The sequence below is a fragment of the Aeribacillus sp. FSL K6-1121 genome, from assembly GCF_038003725.1.
In the GTDB taxonomy this organism is placed as follows: Bacteria; Bacillota; Bacilli; order Bacillales; family Aeribacillaceae; genus Aeribacillus; species Aeribacillus composti.
In genome coordinates, this window is record NZ_JBBOPS010000001.1 from 1,383,179 (window position 1) to 1,398,628 (window position 15,450).

Consider the following 15,450-nt stretch of genomic DNA (forward strand, 5'->3'; position numbering starts at 1 on the left):
AAGATTTGACAATTCTCCTTTTTTTATACATACTTATAGTAAGTTGACTATATAGTCATTATAATTGACCGGTTAACTAGTAGTCAACTAAACTAATAAAATTTTTTCCGACAATAAGGGGATGTTCATGTGAAAGAAAAAGAACGTTTAATCATTGAAGCTGCGATGAAGCTGTTTGCTCGAAAAGGCGTTTCTTCCACCTCCATCCAAGAAATTACCAATGCATGTGGCATTCCGAAAGGTTCGTTTTATTTTTATTTCAAGTCAAAAGACGAGCTGTTAATTAAATTATTGGAGCAGTTTTTTAGTCAGTTAAAGAAAAAAACGGAGCAAATCGGGGCAAATTACGAAGATCCAAAAGAGCGGTTTATTAAACAATTGTCTGTTCAATTAAAAGAATTTTTGGCGCATAAAGAAATATTTATTACGCAGATGCATGAAAATTTAAAAGAAAATAATGAAAAAATTGATTCGTTGTTACAAAACCTAAGAAACGATTTTTTTCATTTTTTAACAAACAATCTGAAAAACATTTACGGCAAGTCAATTGATAAGTATATAGCAGATGTAAACATTATCGTTCAAGGAATCTTTTTTTCATTCATTCAGTTCCTCATATTTGAAAATAGGGTGAGAGTAGATGAGGAAAAATTGGCAAAATACATTTTGCAAACAGCAGATGATTTAGTCAAAGGAATGCTGGCAAAACAAAATGACCCCATCATTCCAGCTGAGATCATGACCAAAATGTTCAATCATCCTCAATCCCCTAGCCATCCGTTGAACATTTTAAATGAGATAAAAGAAATGAGCCGTTCTATAATCGATGATGGACAGTTAAACATTACGATTGAAGTGTTAGAAGCTGAAATAACGGCTGAAAAGCCAAGAACTCCGGTCATTAAAGGAATGTTGTCAAATCTCCATGAATATCCTGAACTACGCTACTTGGCCAATCAACTAGCTGATTATTTTCAAATTAAATGAGCCTCTAAAGGGTTTAATTCCTTTAGAGGCTGTATTTTTACTCCAGCTCCAACGCTTTTGTTTCTTGTCCAAACAATAGAACAGCTAATGCTCCAATAATAATGGCAGCGCAAAAAATTGAAAAAATGGCTACCATGGAAACTTTGAGAGCGGCTAAATAACCAACTAATAAAGGCCCGAAAATGCCACCAATTCTTCCAAACGATGCGGCCATTCCCGCACCTGTCCCGCGAATTTCTGTTGGATAAAGCTCAGGTGTATAAGCATAAAGCGCTCCCCAAGCCCCTAAGTTAAAAAATGATAAAAAGATTCCAGATATTAAAAGCTCTGCCGTTGTATCGGAAAATCCGAAAAAGAATGCGCTCAGTGCAGTGCCAAATAAATAAAGAGAAAGAACAAATTTTCTACCGATTCGTTCAATGAGCCACGCCGCACTAAAGTATCCCGGAAGCTGTGCAATCGTCATAATAAGAACATACTCAAAGCTTTGCACTAAACTGTAGCCTTTCATCATCACAACGCTTGGAAGCCATAAAAACATCCCGTAATAAGAAAAAACAACAGAAAACCACAACACCCAAAGTACAGCTGTTTGTTTCACATATTTTTTTGACCAGACAGCTGCGATATTTTTCCATACATTTGATTTTGTTTGTATCGATTTGAATTTTTTTGAATCCGGAAGCTTCATGCGCAAATAAATCGCATAAAAAGCCGGAAGAGCTGTTAAAATAAGGGCGAGACGCCAGCCAAATTGAGGGATAACAAAATAAGATATAATTGCCGCGATCAACCATCCTGCAGCCCAAAAACTTTCAAGCAGCACGACCATTCTTCCCCGATCCTTTGTCGGCGAGCTTTCTGATACTAGCGTTGATGCTACTGGCAATTCACCCCCCAGCCCCATGCCGATAAAAAATCTTAACAGCAAAAATACTGCTAATGTGGTTGTAAAAGCCGACAGGCCGCTGCCGATCGAAAATAACAATAATGTGATAATAAAGACAGTTTTTCTGCCAATTTTGTCTGACAAGAGACCGAAGAAAAATGCCCCTACAGCCATGCCGATCGAGTTGATGCTCCCGATCCAGCTCATTTGTTCTGCCGTCAAATTCCAATCTTCTTTTAACGCGGCAATGATAAAAGATAAAATGCCGACATCCATTGCATCAAAAAGCCATGCGAGTCCCGCAATGCCTAATAGCTTTTTTGTTGACATCTCTTTCATCTTGTCAACTTCACCTCTTTCTGATGTCTTTACATATGTTTTGTTATATGTAAACTATATCATATTTTACATAATTGTCATGTTTTTTGTTTTATAAACGAAACATAATATTGTGCCATCGGCATATGAATCCTATAATCGCAATTTCAGACCATCTTTGCAGCGTTTCATTTATTGCAAAAGGTACAATTCCTTGAAATTTCTACTTTCAGAGAAATCCTTAACAACTAAAAAAGATCCACAGAAATCATTTATATATTCTGTAGATCTTCGCCATTTAAAAAGGAATAGGAGACAGCATTTTGTCTATAAAATTTTTATTTTTTGTTTTTTGTCCCATCTTCTACGTTATAGGCTTGACCATATGCTTCACGGGACGGTTCATATAAGTCATGTACATCCGTTCTTCTTTCGAGTTCCGTTTGTTCATGTGTACGTTTTTTGTTTTTAAACCACTTCATTCTTGCTCACCTCTCATATATATCATCATCTTCTTATTTATTGTTGCGAAATTTTTTACGTTTATTCGAAAATATGCATGCCATTCGCCAACCAGTTCTGTTTTTCATTTATAATGAAATTAATCGATTATGTTAGATTGAAGGTGACAGTATGGAGATCGAAGATATTATAAAGAAGGTTAAAAATCATAATCCGACGATAATTGGGATGGATCGTTTAGTAAAATTTGCGGTATTGCTTCCGTTTATGCGAATAAATGATGAAGTTCATTTGTTGTTTGAAGTACGCGCCAAAAAATTAAAAAGGCAGCCCGGCGAGATTTGTTTTCCAGGTGGGAAAGTTGAGCCGACCGATCACGATGCAAAACATACAGCTATTCGCGAAACATCAGAAGAGCTAGGTATTTCAGCCGATATGATTCAGCATGTATATCCGCTTGATTATGTGATGACTGCCTACGGAACGGTTGTTTATCCTTTTGTTGGCATGATCGATCCTGACGCTTCGTTAGAGCCAAACAAAGACGAAGTCGGCGAAGTATTTACAGTTCCTTTTCAATTCTTTTTAGAAACGAAGCCAGAAATTTATGAAGTTCATTTTCGGGCAGAACCTGAAGAAAATTTTCCTTATGAAAGCATCATCGGGGGAAAAAAATATAAATGGAATTCACCGAAAATAGAAGAACATTTTTATTATTATAAAGATAAAGTGATTTGGGGGCTGACAGCCCGGATGATCTACTATTTTATCGATATGCTAAAGAGCGAGCCATCCCTATAATAGTTTTATGGGATGGCTGTTTATTTAAGCTGTACCGTGAAACAATTCTTTTTTCCTCCACCCGCCGAGCCTAAAATATAAAAAGGCGAATAAGCTGGAAATAACAAAGCTGACGCCCATTCCGACACCGATGCCGTCTTCGCCGATCCAATTGGAAAAAAGGTATGTGAGCGGGTAACGCAGCACCCAAAACGAGATGATGTTTAAAATTAAGACTTGCATCATCGCACCAGATCCACGAACAACACCGTTTAACACAAAATTGATGCCAAGAAACGGATAGAAGAAAGCGACGATTTTTAAATAATTCACACCAAATTGCACCGCTTCTTCCTCCTGGATAAATAATTCCACACCAAAACGGGCGAAAAAGAGAATTAGCAATGATATCAAAACCATAATAGCTAAATTATACATCAATCCATATTGAGCAATTTTATAAACTCGATCCCATCGATTTGCACCAATGTTTATGCCTGCCAAGCTGTTGACAGCAGTTCCGAGGGCCATTGCGGGAAGCAAGATAATATTATCGAGCCTCTGAGCAGCGCCGAATCCGGCCAGCGCGTCTTCGCCAAAACTAGCTACAACGCTCATGATCGCCGTCACTCCAGCGGAAATGACCATCATTTGCATGCCGGACGGAACCCCGATTTTTAAAATAAGAGAAACTTCTTCTTTTTTCGGCATACGCGGCCATGTAAAAGGAACTAATTTGTAATGAATCGCCAAATATATTCCGAATAAAAAGGCGATCCCTTGGGAAATCACTGTTGCATAAGCCGCTCCGGCTATGCCGAATTGAAATCCAGAAATAAATAATGGATCTAAAGCGGCATTTAAAAGAACAGCCAAAACAACAAAATAAACCGGGGCTTTGCTTTCTCCAAGCGCACGCATCAATGTCGCCACAAAATTGTAGCCGAATAAGAAAATAATTCCAAGAAAATTAATTCGCAAGTATAAGGATGCATCTGCAACTAAACTGTCAGGTGTTCCAAGCAAAAATAAAATCCGTTCGGCAAAAATAAATCCAAAAACTCCAAGCAAAATCGATAATATAAACAGCGTGACAACAAAGGCATTCACATACCGTTTCAACCCTTGTTCATCGCGTTTTCCTTTTAATTGGGACAAAATCGTTAATGTTGCTTGGTTGATCCCGATTATGAAAGAAAGAATTGTGAAAATGACAGTTCCAGAGAGAGACACCACCCCTAATGCACGAGCCCCCAGCAAGTTTCCAACCCATAAACTGTCAATTATTTGATAAGAAACTTGAAGCAAGTTCGTTAATAAAATAGGCGAGGAAAAAGTGATGAGCTGCTTTAAAATATTTCCTTCTGAGTAATCCGTCTGTTTCATCCAAGAATCACCTTTTTCTTTCATCTTACATTGACGCAGCCTTCGAATAAGCAAAGTGCCGCTCGGTGAAGGATTTACGACCACGTCCTGCTGAGAGCTTTTTTTGAACGAATGGGGCTCTCTTGCTTCCTTACCTTTTATCAAGATTTATTCTTCATATATCATTTTTTTCGTCATGCCGCCGTCAATAATAATATTTTCTCCCGTAATAAAATCGTTGTCGGGATGAGTTAAAAACAAACACGCTCTGGCAATATCATCCGGTTTTCCGACTCGCTTTGCAGGATGCTGTAGATGATCGCGCTCAGTAAGCAGTTCATAGTTGTTCGTTTCAATCCAGCCGGGGCTTATACAATTGACTCTGATTTTGTCTTCCCCCAATGAAATAGCTAAAGCGTGTGTTAAAGCAACGATGCCGCCTTTAGACGCAGCGTACGCTTCCGAATCTTTTTCAGACATGAACGCTCTTGTTGAAGCAATATTAATGATCGAACCTCCCCTTTCATTTTCTCGCATATATTTTGCAGATTCCTTTGCAAATAAAAATACGCTGCGAAGATTTGTTTGTAATATGTCATCCCATTCTTCAACCGTTAGCTCATAAAGAGATTTAAATCTTGAAACACCTGCATTGTTAATCACAATATCGATTCTTCCCGTTGTATGTTTGACCGTTTCTATTAATTTGATGACGTCCTTATGATTTTTGACATCCGTTTTGATAAACGTCGCTCCATATTCCTCAGCTGTTTCCTTTCCTTTTTGTTCATTCACATCCGCTATCACAACTGTTGCTCCTTCTTTTGCATAGGCGGAAACGATCGCTTTCCCGATCCCTTGTGCACCGCCGGTTATAATGACTGTTTTTCCTGCAAAGACCATGTCGATTCCTCCTCTTATCGTTTTTTAAAATCCTGCTCTTGTTTTCGATTACTTCCGTTGGAAATAACAGGGTCAGCCCCACAATATTGAAAATTTTCATTTAAAGATAGACTTTTTTCGTTGAACGCAGAAACCGTCTAAAGATCTTTTATGCAAGCTTTTTCCCTCCTTTTAGCTTCGGCTGCTTAAAAGGTTGGTTTCACCATCTTGTGTTCGAGCTACTAGTTCAATCTGGCTGCAAAGCTGGAAGCTTGCAACCTTCCCCTCCCCTAAATCGAAAAAAGAGTCCCCCTTGAAAAAGATTGACTGTTAGCTCAGAAGACACGCAGCCTGATATAAAAAGATCCACTCTACTCGCCTAAACGGAAGCGAATTAATTTTTTTGTATTGCCTTTTTTCGGCTACAGATTTTTACATTTCTTCAATTTAGTCGCTTTTAGATAGCTCACTCATTTATTATATCATTTATAAACTTAATCAATTGACAACAACGTGCAGCATACATAAAATACAATTAAACAGATCGGAATAAAAGTCAGAAAGGAGATACCTTTGGCAATTAAATTGACAACTGTTTCCATCTTTGTTTTCATGATTATCTCATGGCTGTTTGGCATCTATTCGCTGTCAAAGTTTTACACACCAACAATCATCATCCCGATTTTTAACAATTATTATTGGTCTACTCCATTTGTCGGAATGTTAGGTTTAACTGTTTTCTTTTCCATCGTATCAGTAGCGGCATTTTTTATCTTGAAATATAAAAATTTTAGAAAACGAACCACGATCTATTCTATAGCCTCCATTTTATGGATAGCTATTATCGCTGGGCAATTTAAAATTTTACTGTTTAATCTCGGGATTTGCCATTAACTTTATGATATTATTAAACTTTAACTCATTCTAACTGGACCAGGAGTGAAGAAATTGGAGAAGAAGCTAGAGAAAGCAACATTCGCCGGAGGCTGTTTTTGGTGCATGGTAAAACCTTTTGACCAGTGGGACGGCATTGAGAAAGTCATTTCTGGTTATACGGGCGGGCATGTTGAAAATCCTACTTATGAACAGGTCAAAACAGGGACAACTGGGCATTATGAAGCGGTACAAATCGAATTTGACCCAACGGTGTTCCCATATGATAAGCTCCTTGAAATTTATTGGCAGCAAATCGATCCGACCGATGACGGCGGACAATTCCACGACAGAGGCAGTCAGTACAGGACAGCCATTTTCTATCATTCAAATGAGCAAAAAACGCTGGCAGAACAATCTAAACTCGCCTTAGCCAAAAGCGGAAAATTCAATAAACCGATCGTAACCAAAATTTTACCGGCTGCGCCATTTTACCCAGCAGAAGAATATCATCAAAATTTTTATCAAAAAAATCCAGAAGCATACAAAAAAGATCGGGAAATTTCCGGACGGGATGAATTTTTGCGAAAGCATTGGAAATAAAAATGATTGAAACAGTAAAATCTTACAATAGATTTTACTGTTTTTTTGAATGGCCATCACTGATTATGCATTCATTCAGCTTCCTGATTTCCGGACATCCAAACGCATTTGTGTAAACGATTCCATTTTGTGTGTCAATGCAGCCTCTCACTTCCAAAATGTTACAAACGAAATTTTGAAAACGTTTTACAAAAATGATTGACTATTTTTTTAGCATAACTTATTATTGTAATTGACAAAAAATTACGAATATTACCAAAGAAAGGGGATGGTACAATGGAAACATTCGGAAAGGAGAAAGAACAGGGGGAGCGCATTCTCGATTATGAGAAAATTGTTGCAACGAGCAAATTTCAACAGTTGATTCAAAAAAAGCGGAATTTTATTGTACCCATTATAATCGTTTTTCTCATCACTTACTTTTTATTGCCGATTCTCACGGGTTATACATCCATCTTGGAGCATAAAGCAATCGGATGGATTACATGGACGTGGCTCTATTCGCTTGGTCTTTTTGTCATGGTTTGGGTGTTCGCTACGATGTATGTAAAAAAAGCGGAAACATTTGACCAATTGGCGGAAGAAATTATTGAAGAAAATATAAAATAAAATAAGGGGGCTGCACTTTCATGAGTGTACCAGCATTTATTCTGTTTTTAATCATCCTTTTAGTCACGTTATATATCACGTATTGGGCTGCAAAAAGAACAAAAACCGCAAACGAATTTTATACAGCCGGCGGAGGCTTGACTGGGTGGCAAAATGGACTTGCGATAGCTGGAGACTATTTATCAGCCGCATCATTTCTTGGTATCGCAGGCGCCATCGCATTGAATGGATTTGATGGTTTCTACTACAGCATCGGCTATTTAACCGCATATCTCTTCGTTCTATTCATCGTTGCAGAGCCTCTCAGAAATTTAGGAAAATATACACTCGCAGATATGATCAACTCAAGATTCAGTGAAAGAAAAGTCCGTGCAACAGCTGCTCTTAGTTCCATCACAATTGTTATATTTTATATGATCGCACAGCTTGTTGGTGCAGGTGCACTCATTAAATTGTTATTGGGGATTGAGTATTGGATCGCCGTATTGATCGTTGGAGTCATGATGACCATTTACGTATTATTTGGTGGAATGACTGCAACTAGCTGGGTGCAAATCATAAAGGCTGTATTGCTTATGGCAGGAACGGTCATTATTTCATTCCTTGTTTTATTGAAATTTAACTTTAATATCGTTGGCATGTTTAACGAGATGTCACAAGCGACTCCACACGGTGAAAACTATTTACATTCAGGAATTGTATTTAAAAATCCGCTCGATTTACTTTCAATGATGCTTGCCTTAGTGTTGGGAACGGCAGGGCTTCCTCACATATTAATGCGCTTTTTTACCGTTAAAGATGCACAAACTGCACGTGCGTCAGTAGTTAATGCAACTTGGGTTGTCGGAATCTTTTATGTCATGACAATCTTCTTAGGATTCGGTGCAGCCAAATTTGTCGGTTCAGAAACGATTATAGCCGAAAATCCTGCTGGAAATATGGCGGCGCCGCTGCTTGCGAAAGCACTTGGAGGAGATTTCTTAATGTCCTTTGTTTCTGCAGTAGCTTTTGCAACAATATTAGCTGTTGTTGCAGGTTTAGTTTTGTCTGGTGCGTCCGCATTCGCGCACGACATTTATGGACAGATCATTAAAAAAGGAAAAGCTACGGAAAGACAGCAAGTGTTAGCTGCAAGATGGGCTTCTGTAGGCGTTGCCGCATTTTCAATCCTGCTAGCCCTTGGCGCTCAATCATTAAATGTTGCATTTCTTGTGTCTCTTGCGTTTTGTGTAGCAGCAAGCGCTAATTTGCCCGTCATTGTTTATACGATTTATTGGAAAAAATTTAACACTGCCGGAGCGGTCACTGCCATGCTGGCTGGTTTAATTACAGCGATTGTATTAGTGTCAATCAGCCCAAATGTCATTCATCCTGAAGCTGGAAAAGCCTTTTTTGTCGGCGATCCTATTTTCCCGCTGACAAACCCAGCGCTCATATCAGTACCAGCAGGTTTTATCGGTGGTTTGATTGGTACGCTTGTTTCCGCCAAGCGGGATGAGAAAAAATATGCTGAAGTGACGTTTAAAGCCAATACTGGATATAAAGAAGCCGAAATGTAAGCGCTTGAAAAATAGATGAAGGGGGTGTCTGATAAGTCGTTTTTACGGCTTATTGACGCCCCCATTAATGTTTTAGAAACGTTGATATATCGGTGTTGTTTTCAATGGCGATTTGACTTTCTGGACAGCCCCCTTCAACTTTAAAACATGAAAAAGCCCATTTGAAATCATTAAAAAATGGGCTTTCATAATTTCATAATGAAAAAAACAATCCGTTCTCGTGCTTCTTCTGAATCCTTTCTCTGTTTTATATGCGTCAAAACGAGATGAGCAGATCTTTGTTTCACACTTTCTGTATGTTGCTTCCCCTCATCTTTCCAGCAGTATTGGATCAGAAAAATTCGCCAAATCAAGTGAGATCATCTGAAAAATGCTAGCAAGACGCGGCAGTCGCGTCTTTCTAGAAATATGTGCAGCTATGAATAATATAGGAAAATCTGTCCAATTTTTAATTTTTTGAAAAAGGGGGCGGTTAGTGACGTCAAATTTTCATAATGCCGCCTGTGCTAGCAGATGTAACCAGTTTGGAATAGCGAGCTAAGTAACCGGTTTTCACTTTTGGCTCAAAGCCTTTCCATTCCGCTTTTCGTTTGTTCCATTCCTCTTCTTTAACATGCACATCAATCGTCCGTTTTTCAATATCGATCACAATACGGTCTCCTTCTTTTACAAAGGCAATCGGTCCGCCTTCCGCAGCTTCAGGTGATACGTGGCCAATCGATAAACCGCGGGATGCACCGGAGAAACGTCCATCCGTGATGAGAGCAACTTTCGGTCCAAGACCCATCCCAACAATTTGTGATGTCGGCGCAAGCATTTCAGGCATTCCCGGGCCTCCTTTAGGACCTTCGTAGCGAATGATGACAACATCCCCTTCTTTTACTTTTCCTTTCGCAATTCCTTCAAGCGCTTCCTCTTGAGAATCAAAAATTACGGCAGGGCCGTCAAAATGAGTGATTCCTCCTTGAACGCCGCCTGTTTTAATGATAGCGCCATCTGGAGCTAGGCTTCCAAATAATACGGCAAGTCCGCCTTTTTCAGAAAACGGATTATCAATTGGGCGAATAACGTTGTAATCTTTTACTTCGCATCCGGCAATATTTTCACCGAGCGTTTTTCCTGTTACCGTCATGCAGTCTAAATGAAGAGTTCCTTCTTTTTTCGTCAACTCATTTAATACGGCGGAAACTCCTCCAGCTGCATGTAAATCTTCAATATGAACATCAGATGCCGGCGCAAGCTTTGCTAAATGAGGCACTCTTTCCGCCACTTCATTGATCCGTTCAAGCGGATAATCAACGCCTGCTTCATTGGCAAGGGCTAAAGTATGCAAGACCGTGTTGGTCGAACCGCCTAACGCCATATCTAAAGCAAATGCGTTATCAATTGCTTTTTCCGTCACAATATCACGAGGTTTTAAATCCATTTCGATCAATTTCATTAATTGTTTTGCCGTTTGTTTGACAAGTTCTTTCCGTTCAGGCGAAACAGCTAAAATCGTTCCGTTCCCAGGCAGGGCCAAACCTAATGCTTCAGACAAACAGTTCATTGAGTTTGCTGTAAACATGCCTGAACAAGATCCGCAAGTCGGACAGCCGTACATTTCAAGTTCTTTTAATCCGTTTTCATCTATTTTTCCTGATTGATAAGCTCCTACTCCTTCAAAAACTGAAGATAGGGAAATTTTCCGGCCGTCGCTTGTTCTTCCGGCAGCCATCGGTCCTCCGCTGACAAAAATCGTCGGAATGTTAATCCTCATAGCTGCCATCAACATACCAGGCGTAATTTTGTCGCAGTTCGGAATGCAGACCATGCCGTCAAACCAGTGTGCATTGACGACTGTTTCAACAGAATCAGCAATAATTTCTCGGCTTGGCAGTGAATAGCGCATGCCGATATGCCCCATTGCAATTCCGTCATCGACACCGATCGTATTAAATTCAAATGGCACGCCGCCAGCTTCGCGAATCGCTTCTTTTACAAGCTTTCCAAATTCTTGTAAGTGAACATGGCCTGGAATAATGTCCACATATGAATTAACAACCGCAATAAACGGTTTATCAAAATCTTCTTCTTTTACACCAGCTGCGCGCAACAAGCTTCGATGCGGTGCACGGTCAAACCCTTTCTTGATCATGTTGCTGCGTAATTGCGCCAAAATAAATCCCCCCGCTTTTAATTCCTTTTTTAATTTTCAATTAATTTTAATATTTAAATATTATACTACTATTTTATTTTTTTCACAAAGGTTTTTATTATGGCCTTTTTCATTAAAAAAAAGAGGAATCGTATGCGCCGCTTCCTCTTGTCATTGCAAATAATCAATCTCCATCAAACAAATCCCCAATTCCGCCTAAAATGCTGCCTTCATCTTTGCCTCCACTTTGCGCGGCCAAAACTCTGTCAGCTAAACGGCTGAAGGGCAATGATTGCACCCAAACAGAACCCGGTCCACGTACGGTTGCGAAAAACAGACCTTCGCCGCCAAAGAATGCCGTTTTCACTTTGCCGACAAATTCGATATTGTAATCAACATCTTTTGTCATTGCTACTAAACAGCCTGTATCAATTTTAAGTTTTTCTCCTGGGAGCAAATCCTTCTGGATAATCGTTCCGCCTGCATGAAGAAAAGCTAATCCATCTCCCTCAAGCTTCTGCATAATAAACCCTTCACCGCCGAAAAATCCTGTCCCTAATTTCCGTTGAAATTCAACTCCGACGGAAACCCCTTTTGCAGCGCAAAGAAATGAATCCTTTTGACAAATGACCTTCCCGCCGAATTCCTTTAAATCAAGCGGAATAATTTTTCCGGGATACGGAGCGGCAAAGGAAACATGTTTTTTTTCCATCTGATGATTTGTAAACACTGTCATAAATAAGCTTTCTCCAGTAATCAAACGCTTCCCTGCGCCAACAAGTTTACCTAATAAACCTTTTGATTGATTACTTCCGTCACCAAATACTGTTTCCATTTCAATACCATCGTCCATCATCATCATGGCGCCGGCTTCTGCTATGGCGCTTTCGCCAGGATCAAGTTCAATTTCGACAAATTGCATATCGTCTCCATGAAGTTTGTATTCAATTTCATGAGCGACCATAGTTTCACCCCAATAATTGTAATTTTTTGAATATGTAATATACTCATCATAGCTCTTTTTCATCCATATTGCCATAATTTTTTTAAGAATCTCTATGACCATAGAACCAGTGCATAATACCACTTTGAGCAATCCGTTCGATTTCTTTTTTCAATCGGGCTTCGGTGCAATATGAATGTTTTGTCCTAGGCAAGGAAAAAGAATTGCTTGCAGCAAAAAAGCCAAAGGATTAACGGCTGCTCAGTTAAACGATATATCTACTTCATTTGCAAAATGCAGATGTAAAATAAAGTTTGATAAATAATCGTCTTATATAAAATTGAAAGTTTGATCAAACATCCTGTTTATATAGGATTTATCCTTTAAAAAAGCAAAACAGAATTTGATCGAATTTTATCGATTTAGGAGCGAGAAAATCAGCCTCTAAATCCGAAAAAACTAACGAGGTATTGGTACAGCTCGAACAGTTCATACAGGGCTGACCAGTTTATAAAGATAATATAAAAGTTTATTGATGAAATTATCTGAGTAATAGATTTTCGAATAAACTAACATCACTGGATATGGAATATTCGTTCTGGATCGCTGCTGAAATAATTTCGCAGAAGCAATTTGAGAAATTTTAGATAATACCGATAAACAGTTTCTACTTCATAGGTATACTGTTGCCCGTGATTTTATTAGTATTAAGCGGCTTTCTACAGTATCGTAATCGTATGAGAATGTGCATTGAACCCAAATGAGGAAAAATGAAAAAACGGTTGGATTTCTGCTGATCATTTCTGTAATTGCCATTTCCTTTGCAGCAATCTTCGCCAGGTGGTCGGTAGCATCGGCAACTATACTAAGTATGTATCCCATGTATTTAGCCTCTATATTATTGTTGCCAAATAATCTATGTAAATAGGAAAGAGTTTAGTAAGATTTCCAAAAAGGAATGGCTGATTTTATTAGCTGCAGGTGTTTTTCTAGCCTTACATTTTGCTTTGTGGTTTGAATCTTTGAAACTGACAACAGTGGCCAGTTCGACGATAATACTTTCTTTGCAGTTCTATAGTCGCTTTGTTAGGAGGATTTTTAATTTGCAAAGAAAGAACAACTATTTCAACTTTAATCGCTATCGTGATTTCAATTATAGGAGTAGTTATGGTTGGATGGGGTGATTTTGGGCTTAATCGCCAATCAGTCATTATTGGTGATATTTTTAAGTGTTTTGGCAATTGTTTGTTATTTATTAATCGGACAAAATACGGTAAAGCTGATTTCTCATTGGATTTACAGTTTTTTTGCAGTTACTTTAACGATTTAAACCTTTTTGCGAATGTACCCATCAGCGGTTATGATTCAAAGGAATGGGGAATTTTTTTTGTTGCTGGCAATAGTCCCTACAATCGCCCATGTAATATATAATTTTTTATTAAAGTATGTAAACTCAGCCACTATCTCGATGAGTGTTTTATTTGAACCTAAAGGAGCTACAATTTTAGCGGCAATCCTATTAGGTGAAACTGTTGTCGGTTTGCAGATTGCAGGCGGCTTCTTTGTTTTATTAGGTGTATTTTTATTTTTACTTCAACAAAGGAAAGCAGCTGCAAATGAATCTTATCGTGCAAATAATATAGAATGATTTCTTGTCTTTGATAAAAATTCCTATGTAAAGCTGGAGAATAGTATGTGAAACATACACTTCAACAATTCGGGGCTTTAGTTGAAAACATCTGAGCCTTCATCGTAAAAAAATTAAAGATTGAAGAGAGCTTTTTCGCCAAAAACAAATGCTCAATCCCTATCATGTGCAGAACTTCCATTTTCGGATTCTCACTTATTTGATCACATTTACTTTCTCTGCAGCCTTGAAAGGCTGTAATCATAAATATCTTCATGTCAACATAAAGTAGGGCATCGAAACTTCCAGCGCTCAAAACAATTGATGTCCTCCCCCTCCTAGCTTTATTCAGTTAACTTTTTCCAATACTAATTCAAGACAAATCCGAGCATTCGCTCCTAAATTGCTCGTCATTCTTTGTCGATAACTTTTACGGTCGTAAAATCGGCAAAATAATGGAGCCCTGAACAGCTCGGAATTTTCAGATCTATCAATCAACATCAAGTCCGTTGTTCCTCTAAAAGCCGTTTATGAATCCAAATCGCTGCTTGGATTCCATCCCCCATTGCGATTGCAGCTTGTTCCGAGTGAGCCGCAACGTCTCCGGCTGCCCAAACATTTTGGACGCTCGTTTCTTTCGTCCATGCATGGATGACTAGATGCTTATTTTCTAATCGCTCGGCGCCGAGCTGAGCGGCAAGATCTGAATGAACGCGATTGCCGCCAAATCCGAGGAAGCCTCTATCCGCGAAAAGGCGTCTTCCGCTTTCCAATTCAACTCCCTTAAACCATTCACCGTCTCTCATCACTTTCGTTAACCGTTCTTTTATGTATTCGATATTTTTATTAGAAAGTTCATTTTTTAATGCAGCATTAATTTCTTCTCCATCATGATTCACGTACTGAATGTCTTTCGTCCAGTACGTTAGTGAGAGAGCCAGCTTCGCTCCTGCTTTTCCTGCCCCCATTACAATGACCGATTTCCCATCTACTTCATATCCATCGCAATCAGGGCAAACATATACCGAAATGCCTAAACAATGCTTTATTTCTGACAGCACTTCTGGTATGCGGTCGGTAACCCCTGTTGCAATCAGCAATTTTTTTGTTTTGTATATGCTGCGATCGTCCGTTTCGATAAGGAAATCTTTTCCTTGCTTTTCGACTTTTGCTGCCAGCTTTTTCAAAAATTTTACTCCGTATTTTTCTGCATGTTCTCTTCCAAGAGTACGCAGTGTCTGTCCGCTTACCCCGTCAGGCCACCCTAACAAATTATGATAGCTTCTGCATAGCGTCGATCTTCCGTTCATCTTGTCGATGACTAAAACATTATGTTTATACCTTCCAAGCATAATGGCCGCAGATAAACCGGCGATCCCGCCGCCAACAATGATGCAATCGTATGTTTTCACTTTT

General features: G+C 39.0%; 14 protein-coding genes and 1 pseudogene. 7 read left to right on the top strand and 8 right to left on the bottom strand.

Features of this window, described 5'->3' with window-relative positions; genetic code table 11:
• Nucleotides 1-129 precede the first annotated feature (129 nt).
• Complete coding sequence (locus NSQ61_RS06835; RefSeq protein WP_063389586.1) at nt 130-987, top strand: TetR/AcrR family transcriptional regulator; 858 nt, start codon at nt 130-132, stop codon at nt 985-987.
• A 37-nt stretch (nt 988-1,024) separates the two neighbouring features.
• Here NSQ61_RS06835 and NSQ61_RS06840 read toward each other — a convergent pair whose 3' ends face one another.
• Nucleotides 1,025-2,215 carry an MFS transporter gene (locus tag NSQ61_RS06840; RefSeq protein ID WP_063389587.1) on the bottom strand — a complete coding sequence of 397 codons (1,191 nt, stop codon included), beginning with the start codon at nt 2,213-2,215 and terminating at the stop codon, nt 1,025-1,027.
• Between the two features lie 317 nt (nt 2,216-2,532).
• Nucleotides 2,533-2,676 carry a hypothetical protein gene (locus NSQ61_RS06845; protein WP_158640157.1) on the bottom strand — a complete coding sequence of 48 codons (144 nt, stop codon included), beginning with the start codon at nt 2,674-2,676 and terminating at the stop codon, nt 2,533-2,535.
• 151 nt (nt 2,677-2,827) lie between these two features.
• On the opposite strand from NSQ61_RS06845, the gene NSQ61_RS06850 reads away from it, so the two are divergent.
• Nucleotides 2,828-3,457: an NUDIX hydrolase gene (locus NSQ61_RS06850; protein ID WP_144597011.1), complete on the top strand. Its 630-nt coding sequence runs from the start codon at nt 2,828-2,830 to the stop codon at nt 3,455-3,457.
• Between the two features lie 24 nt (nt 3,458-3,481).
• Here NSQ61_RS06850 and NSQ61_RS06855 read toward each other — a convergent pair whose 3' ends face one another.
• Nucleotides 3,482-4,822: an MATE family efflux transporter gene (locus NSQ61_RS06855; protein ID WP_063389603.1), complete on the bottom strand. Its 1,341-nt coding sequence runs from the start codon at nt 4,820-4,822 to the stop codon at nt 3,482-3,484.
• A 147-nt stretch (nt 4,823-4,969) separates the two neighbouring features.
• Nucleotides 4,970-5,704 carry an SDR family NAD(P)-dependent oxidoreductase gene (locus NSQ61_RS06860; RefSeq protein WP_066246619.1) on the bottom strand — a complete coding sequence of 245 codons (735 nt, stop codon included), beginning with the start codon at nt 5,702-5,704 and terminating at the stop codon, nt 4,970-4,972.
• A 552-nt stretch (nt 5,705-6,256) separates the two neighbouring features.
• On the opposite strand from NSQ61_RS06860, the gene NSQ61_RS06865 reads away from it, so the two are divergent.
• The 4 genes from NSQ61_RS06865 to NSQ61_RS06880 all read left to right on the top strand — a co-directional run bounded on the left by NSQ61_RS06865 (nt 6,257) and on the right by NSQ61_RS06880 (nt 9,327).
• Nucleotides 6,257-6,577: a hypothetical protein gene (locus NSQ61_RS06865; RefSeq protein ID WP_130157230.1), complete on the top strand. Its 321-nt coding sequence runs from the start codon at nt 6,257-6,259 to the stop codon at nt 6,575-6,577.
• Nucleotides 6,578-6,631: 54 nt separating this feature from the next.
• Nucleotides 6,632-7,159, top strand: a complete 528-nt coding sequence (msrA, locus tag NSQ61_RS06870) for a peptide-methionine (S)-S-oxide reductase MsrA (protein ID WP_094245694.1) — start codon at nt 6,632-6,634, stop codon at nt 7,157-7,159.
• 276 nt (nt 7,160-7,435) lie between these two features.
• The gene (locus NSQ61_RS06875) at nt 7,436-7,768 is read left to right on the top strand and encodes a DUF485 domain-containing protein (protein ID WP_063389591.1); all 333 of its coding nucleotides are present in this window, start codon (nt 7,436-7,438) and stop codon (nt 7,766-7,768) included.
• Nucleotides 7,769-7,788: 20 nt separating this feature from the next.
• On the top strand, nt 7,789-9,327 hold the full coding sequence (locus tag NSQ61_RS06880; RefSeq protein WP_094245693.1) for a solute symporter family protein: 1,539 nt from the start codon (nt 7,789-7,791) through the stop codon (nt 9,325-9,327).
• Between the two features lie 481 nt (nt 9,328-9,808).
• Here the strand turns inward: NSQ61_RS06880 and ilvD are convergent, their stop codons facing one another.
• The 3 genes from ilvD to NSQ61_RS06895 form a co-directional block, all read right to left on the bottom strand.
• Complete coding sequence (gene ilvD, locus NSQ61_RS06885) at nt 9,809-11,485, bottom strand: dihydroxy-acid dehydratase (protein ID WP_063389594.1); 1,677 nt, start codon at nt 11,483-11,485, stop codon at nt 9,809-9,811.
• A gap of 163 nt (nt 11,486-11,648) precedes the next feature.
• Entirely contained in the window at nt 11,649-12,428 is a 780-nt protein-coding gene (locus NSQ61_RS06890; RefSeq protein ID WP_063389744.1) for a TIGR00266 family protein, read from the bottom strand.
• A 651-nt stretch (nt 12,429-13,079) separates the two neighbouring features.
• Entirely contained in the window at nt 13,080-13,289 is a 210-nt protein-coding gene (locus NSQ61_RS06895; protein ID WP_242009282.1) for a hypothetical protein, read from the bottom strand.
• Between NSQ61_RS06895 and NSQ61_RS06900 the strand changes: the two are divergent.
• Nucleotides 13,279-14,055: pseudogene (locus NSQ61_RS06900) on the top strand (DMT family transporter). The gene NSQ61_RS06895 and the pseudogene NSQ61_RS06900 overlap by 11 nt on opposite strands.
• A 479-nt stretch (nt 14,056-14,534) precedes the next feature.
• On the opposite strand, the gene NSQ61_RS06905 reads toward NSQ61_RS06900, so the two are convergent.
• The gene (locus NSQ61_RS06905; RefSeq protein ID WP_340806463.1) at nt 14,535-15,446 is read right to left on the bottom strand and encodes an NAD(P)/FAD-dependent oxidoreductase; all 912 of its coding nucleotides are present in this window, start codon (nt 15,444-15,446) and stop codon (nt 14,535-14,537) included.
• Between the last annotated feature and the right edge of the window lie 4 nt (nt 15,447-15,450).

Coding starts and splice junctions, on each gene's coding strand:
- NSQ61_RS06840 (WP_063389587.1), bottom strand. CDS start 2,215: ATGAAAGAGATGTCAACAAAAAAGCTATTAGGCATTGCGGGACTCGCA.
- NSQ61_RS06845 (WP_158640157.1), bottom strand. CDS start 2,676: ATGAAGTGGTTTAAAAACAAAAAACGTACACATGAACAAACGGAACTC.
- NSQ61_RS06850 (WP_144597011.1), top strand. CDS start 2,828: ATGGAGATCGAAGATATTATAAAGAAGGTTAAAAATCATAATCCGACG.
- NSQ61_RS06855 (WP_063389603.1), bottom strand. CDS start 4,822: ATGAAACAGACGGATTACTCAGAAGGAAATATTTTAAAGCAGCTCATC.
- NSQ61_RS06860 (WP_066246619.1), bottom strand. CDS start 5,704: ATGGTCTTTGCAGGAAAAACAGTCATTATAACCGGCGGTGCACAAGGG.
- NSQ61_RS06875 (WP_063389591.1), top strand. CDS start 7,436: ATGGAAACATTCGGAAAGGAGAAAGAACAGGGGGAGCGCATTCTCGAT.
- NSQ61_RS06880 (WP_094245693.1), top strand. CDS start 7,789: ATGAGTGTACCAGCATTTATTCTGTTTTTAATCATCCTTTTAGTCACG.
- NSQ61_RS06890 (WP_063389744.1), bottom strand. CDS start 12,428: ATGGTCGCTCATGAAATTGAATACAAACTTCATGGAGACGATATGCAA.
- NSQ61_RS06895 (WP_242009282.1), bottom strand. CDS start 13,289: ATGGGATACATACTTAGTATAGTTGCCGATGCTACCGACCACCTGGCG.